Here is an 18,372-nt window from a genome sequence, read left to right on the forward strand (position 1 = left end):
GAGCCATTTCCCGTGATAGGTATTTTCAATCACAGAGAACCGTTAATGTACGACGAACGCGAAGAAGACGCTTCATTTCAAGGTTTTACTAATCATTCATGGATATAAAACAACTTAAGTATTTAATCGCTTTAGATCAAACGAAACACTTTGGTCAGGCTGCGACACTTTGTCATATTACTCAGCCTACGTTGTCGATGAGGATAAGGCGTTTAGAAGAAGAGTTAGACCTCGAGTTGATTTCAAGAAGTCAACGTTTTGAAGGGTTTACCGAAGCGGGTGAACGTATATTGGCTTGGGCAAAGACCGTCTTAGCGGCTCATGACGGTTTACAAGCCGAAGCGGCTAACTGCCGTGGTCAGCTGGTCGGCTCGCTAAGAGTTGGCATGGTGCCTTTAGCCAGTCAGAACCCGATGCAGTTGATTAAGCCTTTAGCAGAAAAATTCCCTGAACTTCGCTTTCAAATTTTGTCGATGACATCTGAGCAGATCATAGACCAGCTCAATCGTAACCAACTTGATTTAGGTATGTGTTACACCGACCAGATCAATACGGCTTATTTTGACGTTATAGAAATGAACTCGACGGATTTAGGCATTCTGTATGATAGCCGATTCTTTGATTTTGCTGAGTCGGAAGTCTTATGGGAATCACTCAATAGCATTCCTTTGGGGCTTTTGTCTAAAGGCATGCATTATCGTCATTCGATTGATTTGAGTTTCGGTAGTAAAGGCCTAGTTCCGCAGACTTTGATTGAAAGTAACTCTACGTTTCACCTGATCCAAGCTGTCACCAGTGGCCTGTGCTGTGCTGTTATGCCGCTTAACTCAGGATTGGAAGAGCTCAACGAACAACTGCGTATCGTACCGATAGAAAAAGCCGTGGTGCATTCGCCTCTCGGTCTACTTAAGCGTAAACAAGAACCTTATTCGGCACTCACTGATCAGTGCTTTGCTGAAGCAAAACACTTGTTTAATCAGTGATGTTTGTTTAACCAGTGATATTTATTTAATCAGTAACGTTTTCAGTCTGAGTCGATATCGTCAAGCTGACCGTCTTTCCGGGTGATTTTATGAGATGTATAACTCAATCCTATATTGAACTGCCTGATTTTAATCAAGCGCCTCCACAGCCCAATGCCATGAGCTATCGAGAGCTTACGGGCTATAGCATGGTGGTGGATGCACCTCTGGCAAATGAATCGGCATTGGCGATCAGTTATAACGGGATCAGTCAGGCGGTTATGATGGTGACGCCCGGTCATATGGAAGACTTTGTGCGCGGTTTTAGTTTAAGCACCGGTATCGTAAAAAGATTCAGTGAAATTCGTGATATTGAGATTGGTGGCAATGGTGAATCTCATTTCGCACAAGTAGAAATCAGCAATCGCGCTTTTTGGGACATGAAAACTCAGCGGCGTAACTTGGCTGGAACCACAGGTTGTGGTTTGTGCGGTGTTGAGGCGCTTGAACAAGCACTTCCGGATTTGGTTCCATTGCCATCGTCATTACCACCCAGTCCACTGGTTTTTGAGGGGTTGAGAGGGCGAATTGCCGAACATCAAAAAGCAGCCAAAATATCCGGTGCTTTACATGCCGCTTTGTTTGCGAATTCGAAAGGTGAAATTTCACTTTGTCGTGAAGACATCGGCCGCCACAATGCTTTGGATAAATTAATAGGGGCAATGGCCGTGAACGAGATCAACCCTAAGTCGGGTTTCGCCATTATGACCAGTCGTTGCAGTTTAGAGCTTATCCATAAAGCCGTGCGTGCTGAAATCGCAACCTTGGTTTGTTTGTCGGCTCCGACCTCATTGACGGTCGAATGGGCAAGACGTAATCGCTTAAATCTGATTCACTTACCCAACAGCAGTCCACCTCGTTTATATAGCCCTGCGCCATAAATGCAATGTTTTCGTTTGGATAAGAAGAGAAACCATTGTGTCTCTCTTTGGTTTTTATTATAAATGATTATTGTTTTACGCGGTTTGGTGGTTAATTTGTATCCAAATGGCTATTTTGTTCAATTTAATAGCAAAAAATGTGGTTATAGCGTTGTGTTTCAAAGCTCATTCGATAAGATGAAAACACCTCTAATGACAGAGGTAGGGCAGCAACGGATACGCTGCTTCAAATACTATGGAATGTGACTTAATTATTGGACACATACATGAAATTCAAGATTACATCACCGATTATTGAACCTACGGAAGGTTCACCACATCAGTTAACGCAAACTCACGCTTCTCGTTTTACCTCTTTTAAGACAAGCTCCCCTTTGAACACCCTGTTCGACAACGTCTTTGCACGCTTCTTTACCGCTTATCGCTCCTATTGTTATTCGTTTTATAACTCTATTTCTATCTGAATTCCTTTGTCATCCGCTCGATGTACGAAGACTCACATCTATAAAAACTAAACAAATAAGTTAAAAACAATGAATATTAAAATGATGGGTAGCTCCCTAATTATCGCTGGTACCGCTCTCGGTGCTGGTATGCTTGCGATCCCAATGGTATTAGCTCAATTCGGATTGCTTTACGGCACACTGCTGATGGTACTGATCTGCTTCGGTACGACTTACGCAGCATTATTACTTCTAGAAGCGATCATCAAAGCGGGTGGCGGTCTAGGACTAAACTCAATTGCCCGAAAAACCTTGGGTAAACAAGGTCAGTTACTGACTAACGGCTTGCTGTACGCGTTATTGACTTGCCTATTGATGGCTTACATTCTAGGCGCAGGTGATTTACTGAGTAAGTTACTGTCTAACTTTGGCGTTGAACTCACCGCGACCACGAGCCAAGTCGTGTTTACGTTACTTGCTGGCGCTGTAGTCGCAAGTGGCACCGGTGTGATTGATAAACTCAACCGTGCACTGTTCTTCGTGATGCTTGCTAGCTTGTTTGCAACCATGGTGTTCTTAGCGCCGAGCATGACTCAAGAAAACTTGATGCAGGTAACCAGCCATGACCACGTTGATTTAATCAAAACCAGTGCCATCCTGTTTACGAGCTTTGGCTTTATGGTTGTGATTCCAACCTTGGTTTCTTACAACCACGAAGCGACAGACAAACAGCTGCGTAACATGGTGATCGTCGGTTCTCTGATCCCATTAGTGTGTTACTTATGTTGGTTGTTTGCGGTAGTGGGTAACTTGAGCGAAGAGCAATTCAGAAGCTTCAAGAACGTATCAGATTTGATGGCGGCGTTTGAGGCTCAGTCTCCTTGGGTGGGTAACGTTCTGTCTACCTTCACTGGCTTGGCGTTGCTGACCTCTTTCTTTGGTGTGGCGATGTCTTTATTCAACCAGAACAAGGACATGTTCAACCAAAACACCGCAGTAACGTACTGCATTAGCTTTATCTTGCCGTTGGCGGGTTCATTGCTTGCTGCGGATAAGTTCCTACAAGTGTTGAACTATGCAGGCATCATCTTAGTGTTCTTGGCTGTTTTTGTTCCTCTGGTGATGGTTCATAAGCAACGCTTTATGAAAGTAGCGGAAGACAGATACAGCGCTGAAGGTGGCCGACCAATGATGTTGTTCTCATTGCTGTTTGGTTGCTTCTTGCTTATCTCGCAAGTGATTTAGCAAAACAATTTGGTCGGTTGAATAATTAGGGCGTGTTGACCTTTCGTGGTTAAATTTTGTTCGAGATAAAAGCGTTTTAATCGCGGCGAGGGGGAAGTAGCCTAGTCACTCTAAGCAAATCCCCCTCAACAAAGAGTAAAACGCTTATAGCCGAACCCTTCGGGCAGCGTTTGCTGGCCATTTCTACTACGTTATCGGCTTCTCATGTAAGCTAGCTACACATCGACGCCTCTGCCTTGTATAAATACCCAGCAACTCGCTGCAAAAATCAGCTCGAAAGATCAACACGCCCTAGTCACTAAGTTTCAGCTACAAAAGCTTCAGATACAAAAAAAGGAACGCATTGGCGTTCCTTTTTATTATCTGCTCATTAAAAGCAGACTGAGTTAAGTGTTGGCTTGTTAACTGATGCTGGCCAATAAATTAATACGGACTAGCAAACGAATGCTAATTAACAAACAACCTTAACAGCCAAACCACCTTGAGAAGTCTCACGGTATTTAGCGTTCATGTCTTTGCCTGTTTCTAGCATAGTTTCGATAACTTTATCTAGAGATACAGTAGGCGCAGAAGAGCGACGAAGTGCCATACGAGTAGAGTTGATTGCTTTAACTGCAGCAATACCGTTACGCTCGATACATGGTACTTGTACTTGGCCAGCAACTGGGTCACACGTTAGACCTAGGTTGTGCTCCATACCAATTTCTGCAGCCATACATACTTGCTCAGGGCTACCACCCATAAGCTCAGCAAGACCAGCAGCAGCCATAGAACATGCTACGCCAACTTCACCCTGACAGCCAACTTCAGCACCAGAGATAGAAGCGTTACGCTTGTAAAGACCACCGATCGCACCAGAAGCCGCGAAGTAACGGATGTAATCTTTCTCTGTCACCGTTTGGATGAACTTGTCGTAGTACGCCAATACAGCTGGGATGATGCCACATGCGCCGTTAGTTGGTGCAGTAACAACACGGCCACCGGCAGCATTTTCTTCGTTTACTGCGAATGCAAACATGTTCACCCAATCAACAACCGTCATTGGATCATTGGTTGTTTTTTCTGAAGTAATCAGAAGTTGGCGAAGTGAAGCTGCACGGCGAGGTACACGCAGTGGACCAGGCAAGATACCTTCAGTATTCATACCGCGATCCATACACTCACGCATCGTTTTCCAGATGTTTGCGAAGTAAGTACGAGACTCTTCGTCTGAGTGGAAAGCCGCTTGGTTTTTCATAACCAGTGTACTGATAGAAAGACCACTTTCTTTACACTGATTAACCAGCTCTTCAGCTGTTGTGAATTCGTAAGGTGCTTTAATCGGGTTTTCTTCTTCTTTGCCGAAGCTCTCTTCGTCAACGATGAAACCGCCACCAATTGAGTAGTACGTTTTTGAGTAAGCTACTTCGTCATCAACCCAAGCATGAATGCTCATGCCGTTCTCGTGTAGAGAAAGGTTGGTTTTATGGAAATTCATTCCGCCATCTTTAGGGAACGAAACAGTATGACAGTGCATACCAACAGGTAGACGTTCAGTTTCTTCTACTCGTGCAATAAAGCCCGCGATAGAGTCGATATCTACTTTCTCAGGGGTGTTGCCAGCAAGACCCATGATGATAGCGATATCGGTGTGGTGACCTTTCCCTGTCAGTGATAGTGATCCATATACGTCCACGGTGATTTTAGTGATGTCGCGCAATTTTCCCATTGAACGTAGGTCATCAATAAATTCTTTACCCGCTTTCATTGGTCCAACTGTGTGTGAGCTCGATGGACCAACACCGATTTTATAGATATCAAATACACTAATCATAGCGATTACCTCAAAAAGAGAGCCTCCCAAGGGGAGTAGGGAGGCTCATTTATTATCATTATATTTTTTGTCTAATCTCGCGATATAAGATGGATGTCATCTTATAAATAGGACTTGAGATTAAAGAGCGCCGTAGATTACAGAACTAATAGCCGCTAGACCACATAAAGCTGTAAAGATTTGCACAGGTGCTGATGTTTTGTACTTAGCCATTGCTGGTACTTTCTGCATCGCGAATACAGGCATTAGGAACAGGATAGCTGCAATCATTGGAGCACCCATTGTTTCAATCATACCTAGGATGCTTGGGTTAACTACCGCAACAATCCAAGTTGTAACAACGATGAACGCTAGAGATGCTTTCTCAATCGTGCTGATTGAAGAACCAGAGCGAGACTTGATTAGACCAACAAGACCTTCATGAGCACCTAGGAAGTGACCGAAGTAGCTAGAAGTAATCGCTGCGAACGCTACTAGAGGACCCATGTAAGAGATAAGTGGAGACTCGTGAACGTTAGCTAGGTAAGAAAGTACAGAGATGTTCTGCGCTTGCGCTGTAGCTAGTTGCTCTGGAGATAGAGAAAGCACTACAGAGAATACGAAGAACATTACAAAACCCATCAGCATCATTGCTGCGCCACCAGTGATCGCGTCAGTTTTCTTAACTGCGTCTTCACCGTATACACGACGTTGCTCTTTAGAGAACTGTGAAATGATTGGGCTGTGGTTGAAAGAGAACACGATGATTGGAATCGCAAGCCAGATAATAGAAGGCATTGAAGACCATTCTGGGCTTGTTTCCATCATTGAAGTGTTCCATTCAGGAACTAGGTAGAAAGACAGCGCTAGTAGGACGAATACTAGTGGGTAAACCATTGCTGACGTTGCTTTAAGCATCAGTTCTTTACCGAATACAACACCTGCTGTCATAGCAAGGATCAGTGCACCAGAAAGAAGAGGACGTGGAATAGATTCCATACCCATTTGGTTTACTAGGAAAGAATCCACCGTGTTTGTGATACCAACACCGTAGATAAGAACGATTGGGTAGATAGCGAAGAAGTAAGCAAAAGTAATAATGTTTGCGCCAGTCTTACCGAAGTGCTCTTCAACTGTGTCTGTAATATCAGCTTCAGGGTTTTTAGCAGACAGTACGAAACGAGCTAGAGATTTGTGTGCGAACCAAGTCATTGGTGCCGCGATTAGAGCTAGGATAACTAATGGCCAAAAACCACCCGCACCAGCTTTGATTGGAAGGAATAGTACGCCAGCACCAACTGCTGTACCGAATAGTGATAAACACCAGGTAAAATCTTTATAGTTAAACTTGCTTGAATCTTTAACGGCATTTGCCGAAGAAGTTGTTGTGTTCATGTTAAATTACTCATTTTTTGGGAACAGGAAATAAGTTGGGGCTAATTCTGCAGAATTTTCTTCTGTAAAAAATAGATCTAAATCATGTAATGAAACGGCGTGTCACATGATATGCGAAAAACGGATTTTTGATCACGAAATTGGCGTGCTACAGGTGATTTATGTTCATGCTAGGCATTAGTTTTTATTATGCGAATGGCGGGGGTGGTCAGATTTATACCAGGAAAACGTTTGCGTAAAATTGCATTAATAAATCTGTTCTATAGAAAGGCTGGATTTTGTTAACAGGGATTAAACAAAACGTAGTTGCTATGTAATTTGTTGCACTACATGTCGCTGCAGAGATTGGATGATTTGTGCTGTAACGCCCCAAATTAGGTGCTCTTCGAAGGGCATCGCAAAAACACGATGCTTGATTTGTTTAACGTTAACAGTGTGGCTGTGTAACTTGGCTTGGTCTAAAACATAGGTGGCAGGCACCTCAAAAATCGAGGCCACTTCGTTCTCATCGATGATGGCTTCATAGTCAGGATCGACCATTGCAACAATCGGTGTCACAGAAAATTTACTAATAGTACTCAATGCAGGTAATTGGCCAACAATTTTAACTTGATCCGATCGAATTCCCACCTCTTCGTGGAGTTCTCTAAGTGCAGTAAATTGCATAGAAGGGTCGGAAAGTTCGTGTTTTCCTCCAGGAAAGCTGACTTGACCTGGATGATGCTTTAAATGAGCGGCTCTTTTAGTAAAAATGACATGTAAACCATCTTCTCGTTCCACTAAACCGACCACCACTGCCGCTTTGCGCAATTGATCGCCACTGATATGCGAAACACGCTCTACAGATTCGGGATGATAGCCAACTGTAGGGTTAAGCTGGAATTGTTGAAGGAAGTTTTCTTTATTCATATCAAGCCAATATATTGATTATTATGATTTTAAGTATAGACATAACCGTGGGCTGATTACCAATTTTGAGTGTGTCTTCATTTACTTACCCTTAGTTCAGTCTTTAACTAAGCACAATAAAGGGGAGGGGCAGTCACCCATCTCCTCAAAATGAGGGGTTTTGCTATATTCAATATTTGTACATTTCCGAGTAAGCGTTACCCATGTCATAAAATTAGGTGATGAAACGTAGTTTTTTTGTTTAAGAATTTGATAACAATAACTTAGTAGACCATTCTAAAAAGAAATAGAAGAAAAGGTATGAGATGAAAGGAATCATATTCACTGAATTTTTAGAGCTTGTTGAAGACAAGTTTGGGCTAGAGCTTTTGGAAGAAGTTTTAGAGATGTCAGAAGACGAAGGGATCTACACGTCGGTCGGAAGCTATGACCACAAAGACCTTGTCAGGTTGATTATCAACTTGAGTAAGAAAACCGATATTGATGCCGCCAGTTTACAGCGTGTTTTTGGGCAGTCGGTCTTTAAGAACTTATTGGCCTCATTGCCTAATAAAGCGAGCCTTGCTCATAGCACGACCACCTTTCAATTTATCCAACACGTAGAGCGCTATATTCACGTTGAAGTGAAGAAGCTCTATCCGGATGCGGAGCCGCCGCAATTCAGCTTTATTACCACGACTGAAGCACAGCTTGTTTTTGACTATAAAAGCGCAAGGTGCATGTCTCACGTTTGCTTAGGGCTTATTGAAGGGTGTGCTGAATACCACGGTGAATCTATCGCGGTTGAAATGACGCCGCAAAATGATGACCAAAGCGTGGTTAGGTTTAATCTCAAAGTAGAAAAGTGATATGGATCCGGCATCTGCCATAGAGAAGAAACTTAAGCGTCAAATCGCGGCAAGGAAAGCGGCTGAAGCGTTGTTGGAACAAAAGAGCCTTGAACTGTTTGAAGCTAACCAACAGCTTGAACTTGCTCTGCGTCAGTTAGAAAAGCGCTCTAACGCGAATATACGCCGTATTGAATTCCAAGAACAAATCGACAATCTGTTGATTGATTTCGGGCGCGCGTTCCTTAGAAATGATCTCGATGACGTCATGTTGTCACAATTGACGATGAATGTGACCAACAGTTATTTGATCGAAGCCAGTCGTTTGATTTTGCCTCCCAAGCTGATCCCTCAGTTACACACCTACGACTATGGTGACGAAGCCGTCGAGGTGATAGAGCAATACATTCAAGAACCTCATTGGCAAGGCAACCTGCTAACGGTGCCATTAGAGGTCGAAAAGGTCATAGTCGGCGCGTTAATCGTGAAGGTCAGATTGTTAGACCAGGACTACGAATTCATTCAAAGCCAACTGTTGTTAGTGACCGATCTTATCTGCAGTGCACTAACTCATCAGCTTGCTATCAATCGAAATGTTGAGTCACGTAAACGAGCGGAAGAGTCCGAGAGGGCAACGCGCGACTTTGTGGCCATGATTAACCATGAGCTAAGAACTCCGCTCAATGGTTTGCTAGGTAGTGCAGAATTGATCAGCGATACCGAACTCAGCAGTTCTCAGCGTGAAATAGTGAATAACCTGAGCCAATCTGGAGAGTTTCTCAGAACCATCATTAATGACTTGCTTGATTTCAGCAAAATCAATGCAGGGATGTTGGATCTTATTCCCAAGAAATTTGCGTTGCATGATTTGAGAAATACGATTGAAAGTATCTTCGTCAATCGCGCGATTGAGAAGCAGATCGAATTTAATATCAGTGTCGCATCTAACGTACCTTCTCATTTCCAAGGCGATTTAGAACGTATCACGCAACTGTTTGTAAACTTAATCGGTAATGCGATCAAATTTACAGAAGAGGGGCACGTCAATGTCGATATTGAATGGGACAAAAACCAGTTTGTCTTCTCAGTGGAAGATACTGGGGTAGGCATTGCTGAATCTGCACATAAGACGCTGTTTGAACCTTTCACACAAGCTGACAACTCAAGTAGCCGAAATTATGAGGGCACTGGGCTTGGTTTAGCGATTTGCCGCAAGTTGGTGGCTCTGATGAATGGCGTGATTGGGGTGACCAGTGTTGTTGGCTCAGGCACTACGTTTACCATCTCGATTCCTCTTCAGGTTGTCGATGTACCAGCAGAGAGTGATAGTGTCGCTAGAGGCTTTGAATCTGAAGTCGAATTGTCTCTGCTTAAAGTGCTGGTGGTTGATGATATTAAGATGAACCAGATCATCATCCAACAAATGTTACGTAAATATGAGATTGAACCTGCTACCGCGAGCAATGGTGTAGAAGCTTTTGAGCTTGCTTCAGATAATGAATACGACATTGTTTTCATGGATTGCAGAATGCCCGTCATGGACGGATTTGAAGCGACAGAGAAACTTAGAGCTAAGGGTTACGTTAAACCTATTGTGGCACTCACCGCCGGAACGACGCTGGAAGAGCGGGAACGTTGTATTCAGTGTGGAATGGATGACATTCTTAGTAAGCCTTACACAGCCAACGATCTTAAAGAAATGCTCAAGAAGTGGGGTGTCTCTGCAGTGAAGGTCGTTCAAACAGATTAATAAAGCGTTGTGAGTCATGTGTTCTAGCTCAAAGACTAAAAAACCGAAGTGATCTTACGATCCTTCGGTTTTTTTATTTCGGCTTCTTCTTATATAGAGCTTTCGCTGGCCGTTAAGCCGCGAAACTCGTCATTAAATCGCGGAACTGTCAGTTAATGACGTTATGCTTAACATTCCTCAAGCACAGGTAGGATACGACTTAGTTTATCCAACGTCTCTTGGTACTCAGAAGCACAATCACTATCGAATACCACACCACCGCCAGCCCATGCATAAAGCGTATTGTTCTCTGCCACTAACGTACGAATAGTAATGCTGGTGTCCATTCTGCCATTTCGGCTGATGTAGCCAATACTGCCGCAGTACGCTGAACGTCGATGCGGTTCTAACTCTTCAATGATCTGCATCGCGCGAACTTTTGGTGCTCCGGTAATCGATCCTCCAGGGAAACAAGCTCTCAGAAGGTCAGTTGCAGAGTATTGGTCATCAAGGTCCGCTCGTATCGTGCTCACTAAGTGGTGCACAGCAGGGAAGCTTTCAATATCGAAGAGCTTTGGTACATGAACCGATCCCGGCTTTGCGACTCGGCCAATATCATTACGAAGCAGGTCGACGATCATCAAGTTTTCTGCCTGATCTTTATCGGCGTTGACTAGGTCTTGTGCGTTGGCATCATCAATCATAGGGTTTTCAGAACGAGGGCGTGTGCCTTTGATCGGTTTTGTTTCAATGGTGCCACTATTGAGTTCTAAGAATCGTTCAGGCGAAACACTGATGATTGCGCAGTCGGGCAAACGGATGAAGCCAGAAAAGGGCGCCGAGTTGTATTGTTCCAATTTGTCATAGGCTAACCATTCACTGCCTTGGTATTGGGCATTGAAACGCTGAGCCAAGTTAATCTGATAGCAATCGCCGGATAACAGATACTCTTGAACACTATCGAATTTCGTTGCGTAGTTCTGTTCGCTCATGTTGGATTTCCACGGTGTGGTTAATCCAAAGGGCGCATGTGTTCGGTTTGACCGAGCCACTTGCTGCATCAGCCAATCATGATGTTCATCGATATTGCTGCCGACAATACACGCCGTTTTTAATTGATGGTCAACGATCACAGCCCACTCATACAAACCAACCGCCATGTCTGGCGCTTCAATGTCTCGCTTTGCGAGTGAAGGAAGTGTTTCAACTCTGCGCCCCAAATCATAACTAAAGTAGCCCAATGCACCGCCAACGAATGGCAACTCAGCGTGTTCTTTAATCGCAGGCAATAACTGTTGCTGATATTGGTCGAGTAGTTCGAAAGGATCGGAGTCTGAAACCTCGCACTCTTCATTAACATTAACGGTCGTTTTTGCACCGACTGTCTCAAAGGTGGCGATGGGTTGAGCAACTAAAATATCGTATCGACTATCAACGTGGCTTTCTGAAGCTGAGCGTAATAGCATTGCCCACGGTAGGTTTTCAATATGGGAAAACAGCTGTTTAGCTAAAGTTGATTGATATTCAAGCGGCTTGATTTGGATAGAGCGAAATTCGTTGTTATTCATTTGTTTAATTTGTGACAAAGAGTTCGATCACTGCATGGCGTGTGAGAGGAAGCAAGAGTATCATAAATTGAAAATAAAATGGGTTCTTGATTAGAACGGTGTAATACAAGTGGTTTAGTTTACAGCTATGCAAGCGATTGCTAAAGCAACTAAATACAGCTCAACACAATAAAAAGCTAAGCCAATTAGGCCTGAATAGTCAAACCATGAACCCACATGGAACCAGAACAATAAAGAGGCATGCAATGACGGTTATTCGTAAGCAAGATGTGATCAGCAGTGTCGCTGACGCACTTCAGTACATTTCTTATTATCACCCTTTAGACTTTGTCCAAGCCCTAGAAAAAGCGTACGAGAAAGAAGAGAGCCAAGCAGCAAAAGATGCTATCGCTCAGATTCTTATCAACTCGCGTATGTCTGCGGAAGGCCATCGTCCAATTTGTCAGGATACGGGTATTGTTACTTGTTTCGTGAACATCGGTATGGATGTTAGGTGGGAAACGGATCAAACAGTACAACAGATGGTTGATGAAGGCGTTCGTCAAGCTTACAACAACCCAGATAACCCATTGCGTGCATCTGTCCTAATGGACCCTGCAGGTAAGCGTATTAATACCAAAGACAACACACCAGCGGTTGTTCACATTAATATGGTTCCTGGCAACAAAGTTGAAATTCAAATCGCAGCAAAAGGCGGCGGTTCTGAGAACAAAACCAAGATGGTTATGCTTAACCCTTCTGATGATATTGCAGAATGGGTAGAGAAGACGCTACCAACAATGGGGGCGGGCTGGTGTCCACCGGGCATGCTAGGCATAGGTATTGGCGGTACGGCAGAGAAAGCAGCAGTACTAGCAAAAGAATCTCTGATGGAACACATCGATATTCAAGAGCTTATCGACAAAGGTCCAGAGAACGCTGAAGAAGAGCTTCGTTTAGATATCTTCAACCGTGTAAACAAACTGGGTATTGGCGCACAAGGTCTTGGCGGTCTAACGACTGTGGTTGACGTTAAAATCAAAACAGCGCCAACGCATGCAGCTTCAAAGCCTGTTTGCTTGATCCCGAACTGTGCAGCAACGCGTCACGTTCACTTCACGCTAGACGGCAGCGGCCCTGCAGAACTAACACCACCTAAGTTAGAAGAGTGGCCAGATATTACTTGGGAAGCAGGCGCAAATACACGCCGTGTTAACCTAGATGAAATTACTAAAGAAGACGTTCAAGAGTGGAAGACTGGCGAAACAGTTCTTCTATCAGGCAAGATCTTAACCGGTCGTGATGCAGCGCATAAGCGTATTCAAGGCATGCTTGAAAGTGGTGAAGGTTTACCTGAAGGCGTTGACCTGAAAGGTAAGTTTATTTACTACGTTGGCCCTGTTGATGCGGTACGCGATGAAGCGGTTGGTCCTGCTGGCCCAACAACGTCTACTCGTATGGATAAGTTCACCGACATGATGCTAGAAGAAACCGGCATTATGGGCATGATTGGTAAAGCAGAGCGTGGCCCTGCAACCGTTGAGTCAATCAAACAACATAAATCGGTTTACCTAATGGCGGTTGGCGGTGCAGCTTATTTAGTCGCGAAAGCAATTAAAAAAGCACGCGTGGTTGCGTTTGAAGATCTCGGTATGGAAGCGATCTACGAGTTTGAAGTTGAAGACATGCCGGTAACGGTTGCGGTTGACTCTAACGGCGTGAACGCGCACCAGATCGGCCCTGATACGTGGAAAGTGAAAATTGCTGAAGCTGAAAAAGCATAATTTACCGAAGTCAAAAGTCGTAACAGGCGCTAGCTTCAGCGTTTGAATTGCAATTCTTGACAGAAAGTTGAAGACAAAAGTGCAGCATTATTTGCACTTTTGTCTTATTATCAATGATATAGTGATAAACACATAGTTTGATATAAGAATATAGGAGAGAGGAATGCCTCGTTTTATTCAGATCCTACAGATTATCTTGGCAGTGGTGATTGGTGCTTTTGTTGGTTACGACCTGATCTTGAAAGGGATCAGCATCTTTGATAATAAATACGTGACAATTACTTGTGCGCTTTGGCTAATTGCAGAGATTGCACTGTTTGTTATCTACAAGTTGATTGAAGACGATTAAACGTCGGATACCGCAGAAAAATTCTAAAGCCCCTGATTATGAATGTAGTCAGGGGCTTTTATTCATCTAGCATTAAGAATGTGTATTGCATACTTATCACCATAAGCAAAAACATCAGTATTTAAGATATTCCGATTGGAATAAATAAGTAGGCTATTTTTCCAAATGATTGCGCTCTTGGTGAGTCAGCAATCCAGCCTAACTATCACGGAGTCGTTCAAATGAAACACCTAACTCAAGAAATGAGTGACTTTATAAGCAGAGGAACGGATTCTCACATTCGAGTAGCGGTTACGGGGCTTTCTCGTGCGGGTAAGACAGCATTCATTACTTCGCTGGTAAATCAGCTTCTTCATACGTCTACCCACAAAAATCTACCACTGCTTGCATCAGCGAGAGATGGAAGAATTATTGGCGCTAAACGCATCCCGCAACAAAACATGATGATTCCACGTTTCTCTTATGATGAAGCGATGGAATCTTTGAATGCACAGCCACCAGAATGGCCGGTGCCAACGCGTGATGTCAGTGAGATTCGTCTAGCAATCAAATATAAGCCTGCTAAAGGCGCAAAGAAGCTGCTGAGCAAGAACAGCACCCTTTATCTCGATATTGTTGATTATCCGGGAGAGTGGCTACTTGATTTACCTTTGCTGGATATGGATTTTGATACTTGGAGTCAGTCTCAATTTGCAGCACTAAAAGGCGATAGAGAAACCTACTCGCAACAGTGGAACGCAATGCGTGGTGACGTTGACTTGTTAGCCGAAGCAGACGAAAAGAAATTGGTCGCCATTGCCGATAGCTATACTCAGTACCTTCACACTTGTAAGGATAACGGGTTGCACTGGGTACAGCCGGGTCGATTCGTATTGCCGGGTGAGCTTGAAGGCGCGCCTGTGCTGCAATTTTTCCCGTGCATCGCACCTGAGGGCAAGTTCTCTAAAACAAGTAACTATGCGGTTTTAAAAGCGCGTTATGAAGAGTATCAACAAAAGGTCGTAAAGGCGTTCTACAAGAATCACTTCGCGACGTTCGACAGACAAATCGTGCTGGTGGATTGCTTACAGCCGCTCAATGCGGGCTATGACTCTTTCATGGATATGCGTGGCGCATTAGAGCAGCTACTAAAAAGCTTTAAGTATGGTCGAAGCAATGTGCTAAGACGCTTGTTTGCCCCGAAGATCGACAAGATATTATTTGCGGCCACCAAGGCTGACCACGTGACACCGGATCAACACCCGAACTTGGTATCGCTGTTACAACAGATGGTGCATCCGGCTTGGCAACAGGCGGCGTTTGAACACATCGACATGAGTTGCATGAGCATCGCGTCTATTCAAGCGACCAGCGCGGGTTATATCTCGTCGGGCTCAGACAATGTTCCGGCGTTGCAAGGTGTGACTTTAGATAACGTACCTCAAACCATGTATCCGGGAGAGGTGCCGCGTAAGTTGCCCAATAAACAGTATTGGGAAACCAACCAGTTTGATTTCACGAGCTTTAGGCCGATGGAGCAACATTCCGATGAGCCTTGCCAGCATCTGAGAATCGACAAGGTTTTAGAATATCTCATTGGCGACAAGTTGAAGTAATTGAGGCAATTAAAATGAGTGAATTAAAAACGAAACAGGTCTTTGATGAACCGTTGAAGACCTCGTTCGATGAGCCTGATAAGAATGAAGTTACCCCAGATTTGGGTGCTCAAAAGCTATTCACGGAACAAGAAAAGTTTGTCCCCGTTGCACCACAAGTAGAAACAGATCTTGATGGTGATGCTGAGCAGCAACTGGAACAAGTGATTCGACCGAGTAAAAAGAAGAAGTGGTTTGGAACGGCCTTACTTGTCGCTTTCTCCGGTTTAGTCGGATGGCAAGCTATTGATTCGGTCATTACCGCGATTCAAACAGCAGACTGGCTCGCGTTAGGTTGGGCAGGCTTTATTACTGCTATTGCTTCATTGGGTTTAGGCGCAATAGGCAAAGAGCTGTGGAAACTGCGCTCACTTAAAGATCACTTTAGTGTGCAAGAGCAGAGTGAAGAGCTGTTACAGAGCCAAAGCGTTGGTAAAGGCAAAGCGTTCTGTGAAAACATCGCGAAGCAAGGCGGTATTATCGCTGAATCACCCGCTTATGATAAATGGCGAAACAGCATTAACCCTGCGCACAGCGATGCTGAAGTCTTGGATATGTATGATGCACTCGTTGTTGCCCAACAAGATAAAGTGGCGACTCAAATTGTCACTAAGTTCTCGACCGAATCGGCCGCTTTGGTAGCGGTGAGCCCATTGGCGGCTGCGGATATGTTGCTGGTGGCGTGGCGCAATTTCACCATGATAGACAAGCTTGCTGATGTGTATGGCATTGAGCTTGGTTACTGGTCGCGTATTAAGTTGTTCAAGTTGGTGTTGATCAACATGGCAGCGGCAGGTGCCAGTGAACTCGCGATAGACGCGAGTATGGACCTCGTCTCGATGGATCTTGCAGGCAAGGTTTCAGCTCGAGCAGGGCAGGGGCTCGGTGTCGGTATTCTCACTGCGAGACTGGGTTTAAAAGCCATGACATTGCTGCGTCCTATGCCTTGGCATAATGAGCGAAAAGTAAAAATATCAGATCTTCGCAAAGCCGTCCTTTCTGAAATAAAGCGCATTACGCTTAAATAGAATGAGTTGCTTATCAATAAAGCGCATCACGCTTAAACAAAGCGAGCTACTTATCAACAAAGCGATCTACTGACCAACAAAGCGAGCTACTAACCAACAAAGTGTATGACATTGAGTCGTTTGCGAGTGAAGAGTAAACATATGTTTACTCTTCTTCTTGACTGAACTCAGAGCTTAATCCACACTACTGTCAACTTATCCTGACACCTATAATAGGACTATTTGTGCGTCTTGAAGTATTGTGTGAAGACAGACTCGGCTTAACGCGTGAGTTGCTCGATATCTTGGCCTCAAAAAGCATTGATTTAAGAGGAATCGAAATTGATGTTAAAGGCATTATTTACTTAAACTGTCCTGATATCAATTTTGATGCTTTTAGTGAACTTATGGCTGAAATTCGCCGAATTTCAGGTGTGAAGGATGTACGTAAAATCCAATTTATGCCAAGCGAAAGGCACAACACAGAGTTGATTGCTCTGCTGGCAAACCTACCTGACCCTGTGATAGCGATTGACCTTAAAGGCTCAATCGATATGGCAAACCACGCTGCATTGAACCTCTTTAACAAGCAAGAAGACGAAGTGATCGGTGAGCCGCTCGCGACGTTCGTTCCTAGCTTTAACTTCGCTCGTTGGATTGAAGGCGATGTAACGCGCCATCGTGAAGTTGTGGTGTTAGATGGTTTAGATTTCTCTATTGAGATCCTGCCGATTTACCTTGGTGGTGATGTGAACGAAGCGGTACTGGCTAGCGCGGTAATGACAATTCGTTCTTGCAACCAAGAGATGAACACGCCTGACGCAATCCCTGAACAGAATAACCTAGGTTTTGAACACTTTGTTGGTGTCTCTAATCGCCATAAAGCCTTGATCAGCCAAGCTAAGAAACTGGCTATGCTGGATCAACCTCTGCTTATTGAAGGGGATACAGGCACGGGTAAAGAGATGCTGGCTAAAGCGTGTCATAACCGTTCGAACCGAGCGTCATTCCCATTCTTGATTCTAAGCTGTGCATCGATGCCTGATGACGTAGCGGAGACGGAATTGTTTGGTCATGCACCGGGTTCATTTAACCATGAACAAGGTCATAAAGGCATTTTCGAACAAGCGAATGGCGGTACCGTATTTTTAGATGAAATTGGCGAGATGAGCCCGCATCTACAAATCAAACTGCTGCGTTTCCTACAAGATGGTTCATTCCGTCGTGTTGGTGAAGAAGAAGAGATGCACGCGGATGTTCGTATTATCGCATCAACGCGCCATCGTCTTTCTGAATTAGCCGACTCAGGTTCGTTCCGTGAAGATCTGTTCTACCGCTTGAACGTGCTGACTTTATCGATTCCTGCTTTGCGTGAACGTTCAAACGATGTTGCCCCATTACTGGAGCTATTCGTTGCAAAGTACGCACAGCAATTAGGCATGTTGAAACCAAAGCTGACTCAAGAACTAATCGACCAATTAGGTAACTACCAATGGCCGGGCAACATTCGTCAGTTAGACAATATGGTTCTACGTGCTCTAACAGAGTTGGATTCAGATACGTTAACGGTTGAGCAATTCCACCTGCCACAGCTTGAAACCATGACCGCTGGAATGGCGAACTTGAGCTTAGACGGCTCGCTTGACGAGATCATGAAAGACTATGAGTCTCAGATTCTAGAGAAGCTCTACCAGTCTTTCCCATCAAGCCGTAAGCTTGCAAAACGTTTAAATGTATCTCACACCTCAATTGCGAATAAGCTTCGTGATTACGGTATTAGAAAGAACTGATCGAATAAGAACAAGATT

The 18,372-nt window shown here is 44.3% G+C and carries 15 protein-coding genes; 11 read left to right on the forward strand and 4 right to left on the reverse strand.

The features are described from left to right. Positions 1 to 98 precede the first annotated feature (98 nt). The 4 genes from H5300_RS05395 to H5300_RS05410 all read left to right on the forward strand — a co-directional run bounded on the left by H5300_RS05395 (position 99) and on the right by H5300_RS05410 (position 3,591). On the forward strand, positions 99 to 983 hold the full coding sequence (locus H5300_RS05395) for a LysR family transcriptional regulator (RefSeq protein WP_004734714.1): 885 nt from the start codon (positions 99 to 101) through the stop codon (positions 981 to 983). 89 nt (positions 984 to 1,072) lie between these two features. After that, complete coding sequence (gene fdhD / locus H5300_RS05400; RefSeq protein ID WP_017093029.1) at positions 1,073 to 1,903, forward strand: formate dehydrogenase accessory sulfurtransferase FdhD; 831 nt, start codon at positions 1,073 to 1,075, stop codon at positions 1,901 to 1,903. 266 nt (positions 1,904 to 2,169) lie between these two features. After that, entirely contained in the window at positions 2,170 to 2,367 is a 198-nt protein-coding gene (locus H5300_RS05405; protein ID WP_141678066.1) for a hypothetical protein, read from the forward strand. Positions 2,368 to 2,448: 81 nt separating this feature from the next. Next, positions 2,449 to 3,591 carry an amino acid permease gene (locus H5300_RS05410; protein ID WP_182795607.1) on the forward strand — a complete coding sequence of 381 codons (1,143 nt, stop codon included), beginning with the start codon at positions 2,449 to 2,451 and terminating at the stop codon, positions 3,589 to 3,591. A gap of 451 nt (positions 3,592 to 4,042) precedes the next feature. Here the strand turns inward: H5300_RS05410 and H5300_RS05415 are convergent, their stop codons facing one another. The 3 genes from H5300_RS05415 to H5300_RS05425 form a co-directional block, all read right to left on the reverse strand. Next, complete coding sequence (locus tag H5300_RS05415) at positions 4,043 to 5,404, reverse strand: L-serine ammonia-lyase (protein WP_004734717.1); 1,362 nt, start codon at positions 5,402 to 5,404, stop codon at positions 4,043 to 4,045. Positions 5,405 to 5,524: 120 nt separating this feature from the next. Then, positions 5,525 to 6,778 (reverse strand): aromatic amino acid transport family protein, encoded by a 1,254-nt coding sequence (locus tag H5300_RS05420; protein ID WP_004734718.1) that lies wholly within the window; start codon positions 6,776 to 6,778, stop codon positions 5,525 to 5,527. 309 nt (positions 6,779 to 7,087) lie between these two features. After that, the gene (locus tag H5300_RS05425; RefSeq protein ID WP_017080578.1) at positions 7,088 to 7,687 is read right to left on the reverse strand and encodes a CoA pyrophosphatase; all 600 of its coding nucleotides are present in this window, start codon (positions 7,685 to 7,687) and stop codon (positions 7,088 to 7,090) included. Positions 7,688 to 7,992: 305 nt separating this feature from the next. On the opposite strand from H5300_RS05425, the gene H5300_RS05430 reads away from it, so the two are divergent. Both H5300_RS05430 and H5300_RS05435 read left to right on the forward strand, forming a co-directional pair. Further along, positions 7,993 to 8,535, forward strand: a complete 543-nt coding sequence (locus H5300_RS05430; RefSeq protein ID WP_017083356.1) for a heme NO-binding domain-containing protein — start codon at positions 7,993 to 7,995, stop codon at positions 8,533 to 8,535. Position 8,536: 1 nt separating this feature from the next. After that, complete coding sequence (locus H5300_RS05435; RefSeq protein WP_017083357.1) at positions 8,537 to 10,264, forward strand: ATP-binding protein; 1,728 nt, start codon at positions 8,537 to 8,539, stop codon at positions 10,262 to 10,264. 167 nt (positions 10,265 to 10,431) lie between these two features. Here H5300_RS05435 and pabB read toward each other — a convergent pair whose 3' ends face one another. Next, the gene (gene pabB, locus H5300_RS05440) at positions 10,432 to 11,811 is read right to left on the reverse strand and encodes an aminodeoxychorismate synthase component I (RefSeq protein ID WP_182795592.1); all 1,380 of its coding nucleotides are present in this window, start codon (positions 11,809 to 11,811) and stop codon (positions 10,432 to 10,434) included. Between the two features lie 245 nt (positions 11,812 to 12,056). Between pabB and H5300_RS05445 the strand changes: the two genes are divergently transcribed. The 5 genes from H5300_RS05445 (at position 12,057) to tyrR (ending at position 18,354) form a co-directional block, all read left to right on the forward strand. After that, positions 12,057 to 13,574, forward strand: coding sequence for a fumarate hydratase (locus tag H5300_RS05445; protein WP_086049566.1), 1,518 nt, complete (start codon positions 12,057 to 12,059; stop codon positions 13,572 to 13,574). Positions 13,575 to 13,737: 163 nt separating this feature from the next. Continuing rightward, positions 13,738 to 13,923: a hypothetical protein gene (locus tag H5300_RS05450; RefSeq protein WP_004734731.1), complete on the forward strand. Its 186-nt coding sequence runs from the start codon at positions 13,738 to 13,740 to the stop codon at positions 13,921 to 13,923. Positions 13,924 to 14,144: 221 nt separating this feature from the next. Next, on the forward strand, positions 14,145 to 15,518 hold the full coding sequence (locus tag H5300_RS05455) for a YcjX family protein (RefSeq protein ID WP_121603393.1): 1,374 nt from the start codon (positions 14,145 to 14,147) through the stop codon (positions 15,516 to 15,518). 14 nt (positions 15,519 to 15,532) lie between these two features. Continuing rightward, on the forward strand, positions 15,533 to 16,585 hold the full coding sequence (locus tag H5300_RS05460; protein WP_182795593.1) for a YcjF family protein: 1,053 nt from the start codon (positions 15,533 to 15,535) through the stop codon (positions 16,583 to 16,585). A 224-nt stretch (positions 16,586 to 16,809) separates the two neighbouring features. Then, positions 16,810 to 18,354 carry a transcriptional regulator TyrR gene (tyrR, locus tag H5300_RS05465; protein WP_017077872.1) on the forward strand — a complete coding sequence of 515 codons (1,545 nt, stop codon included), beginning with the start codon at positions 16,810 to 16,812 and terminating at the stop codon, positions 18,352 to 18,354. Positions 18,355 to 18,372: the final 18 nt, after the last annotated feature.

It is taken from the genome of Vibrio sp. SG41-7 (genome assembly GCF_014164465.1).
Classification (GTDB): domain Bacteria; phylum Pseudomonadota; class Gammaproteobacteria; order Enterobacterales; family Vibrionaceae; genus Vibrio; species Vibrio splendidus.

Coding starts and splice junctions, on each gene's coding strand:
- fdhD (WP_017093029.1), top strand. CDS start 1,073: ATGAGATGTATAACTCAATCCTATATTGAACTGCCTGATTTTAATCAA.
- H5300_RS05455 (WP_121603393.1), top strand. CDS start 14,145: ATGAAACACCTAACTCAAGAAATGAGTGACTTTATAAGCAGAGGAACG.
- H5300_RS05460 (WP_182795593.1), top strand. CDS start 15,533: ATGAGTGAATTAAAAACGAAACAGGTCTTTGATGAACCGTTGAAGACC.
- H5300_RS05445 (WP_086049566.1), top strand. CDS start 12,057: ATGACGGTTATTCGTAAGCAAGATGTGATCAGCAGTGTCGCTGACGCA.
- pabB (WP_182795592.1), bottom strand. CDS start 11,811: ATGAATAACAACGAATTTCGCTCTATCCAAATCAAGCCGCTTGAATAT.
- H5300_RS05410 (WP_182795607.1), top strand. CDS start 2,449: ATGATGGGTAGCTCCCTAATTATCGCTGGTACCGCTCTCGGTGCTGGT.
- H5300_RS05405 (WP_141678066.1), top strand. CDS start 2,170: ATGAAATTCAAGATTACATCACCGATTATTGAACCTACGGAAGGTTCA.
- H5300_RS05425 (WP_017080578.1), bottom strand. CDS start 7,687: ATGAATAAAGAAAACTTCCTTCAACAATTCCAGCTTAACCCTACAGTT.
- H5300_RS05420 (WP_004734718.1), bottom strand. CDS start 6,778: ATGAACACAACAACTTCTTCGGCAAATGCCGTTAAAGATTCAAGCAAG.
- H5300_RS05430 (WP_017083356.1), top strand. CDS start 7,993: ATGAAAGGAATCATATTCACTGAATTTTTAGAGCTTGTTGAAGACAAG.
- H5300_RS05435 (WP_017083357.1), top strand. CDS start 8,537: ATGGATCCGGCATCTGCCATAGAGAAGAAACTTAAGCGTCAAATCGCG.
- H5300_RS05415 (WP_004734717.1), bottom strand. CDS start 5,404: ATGATTAGTGTATTTGATATCTATAAAATCGGTGTTGGTCCATCGAGC.
- H5300_RS05450 (WP_004734731.1), top strand. CDS start 13,738: ATGCCTCGTTTTATTCAGATCCTACAGATTATCTTGGCAGTGGTGATT.
- H5300_RS05395 (WP_004734714.1), top strand. CDS start 99: ATGGATATAAAACAACTTAAGTATTTAATCGCTTTAGATCAAACGAAA.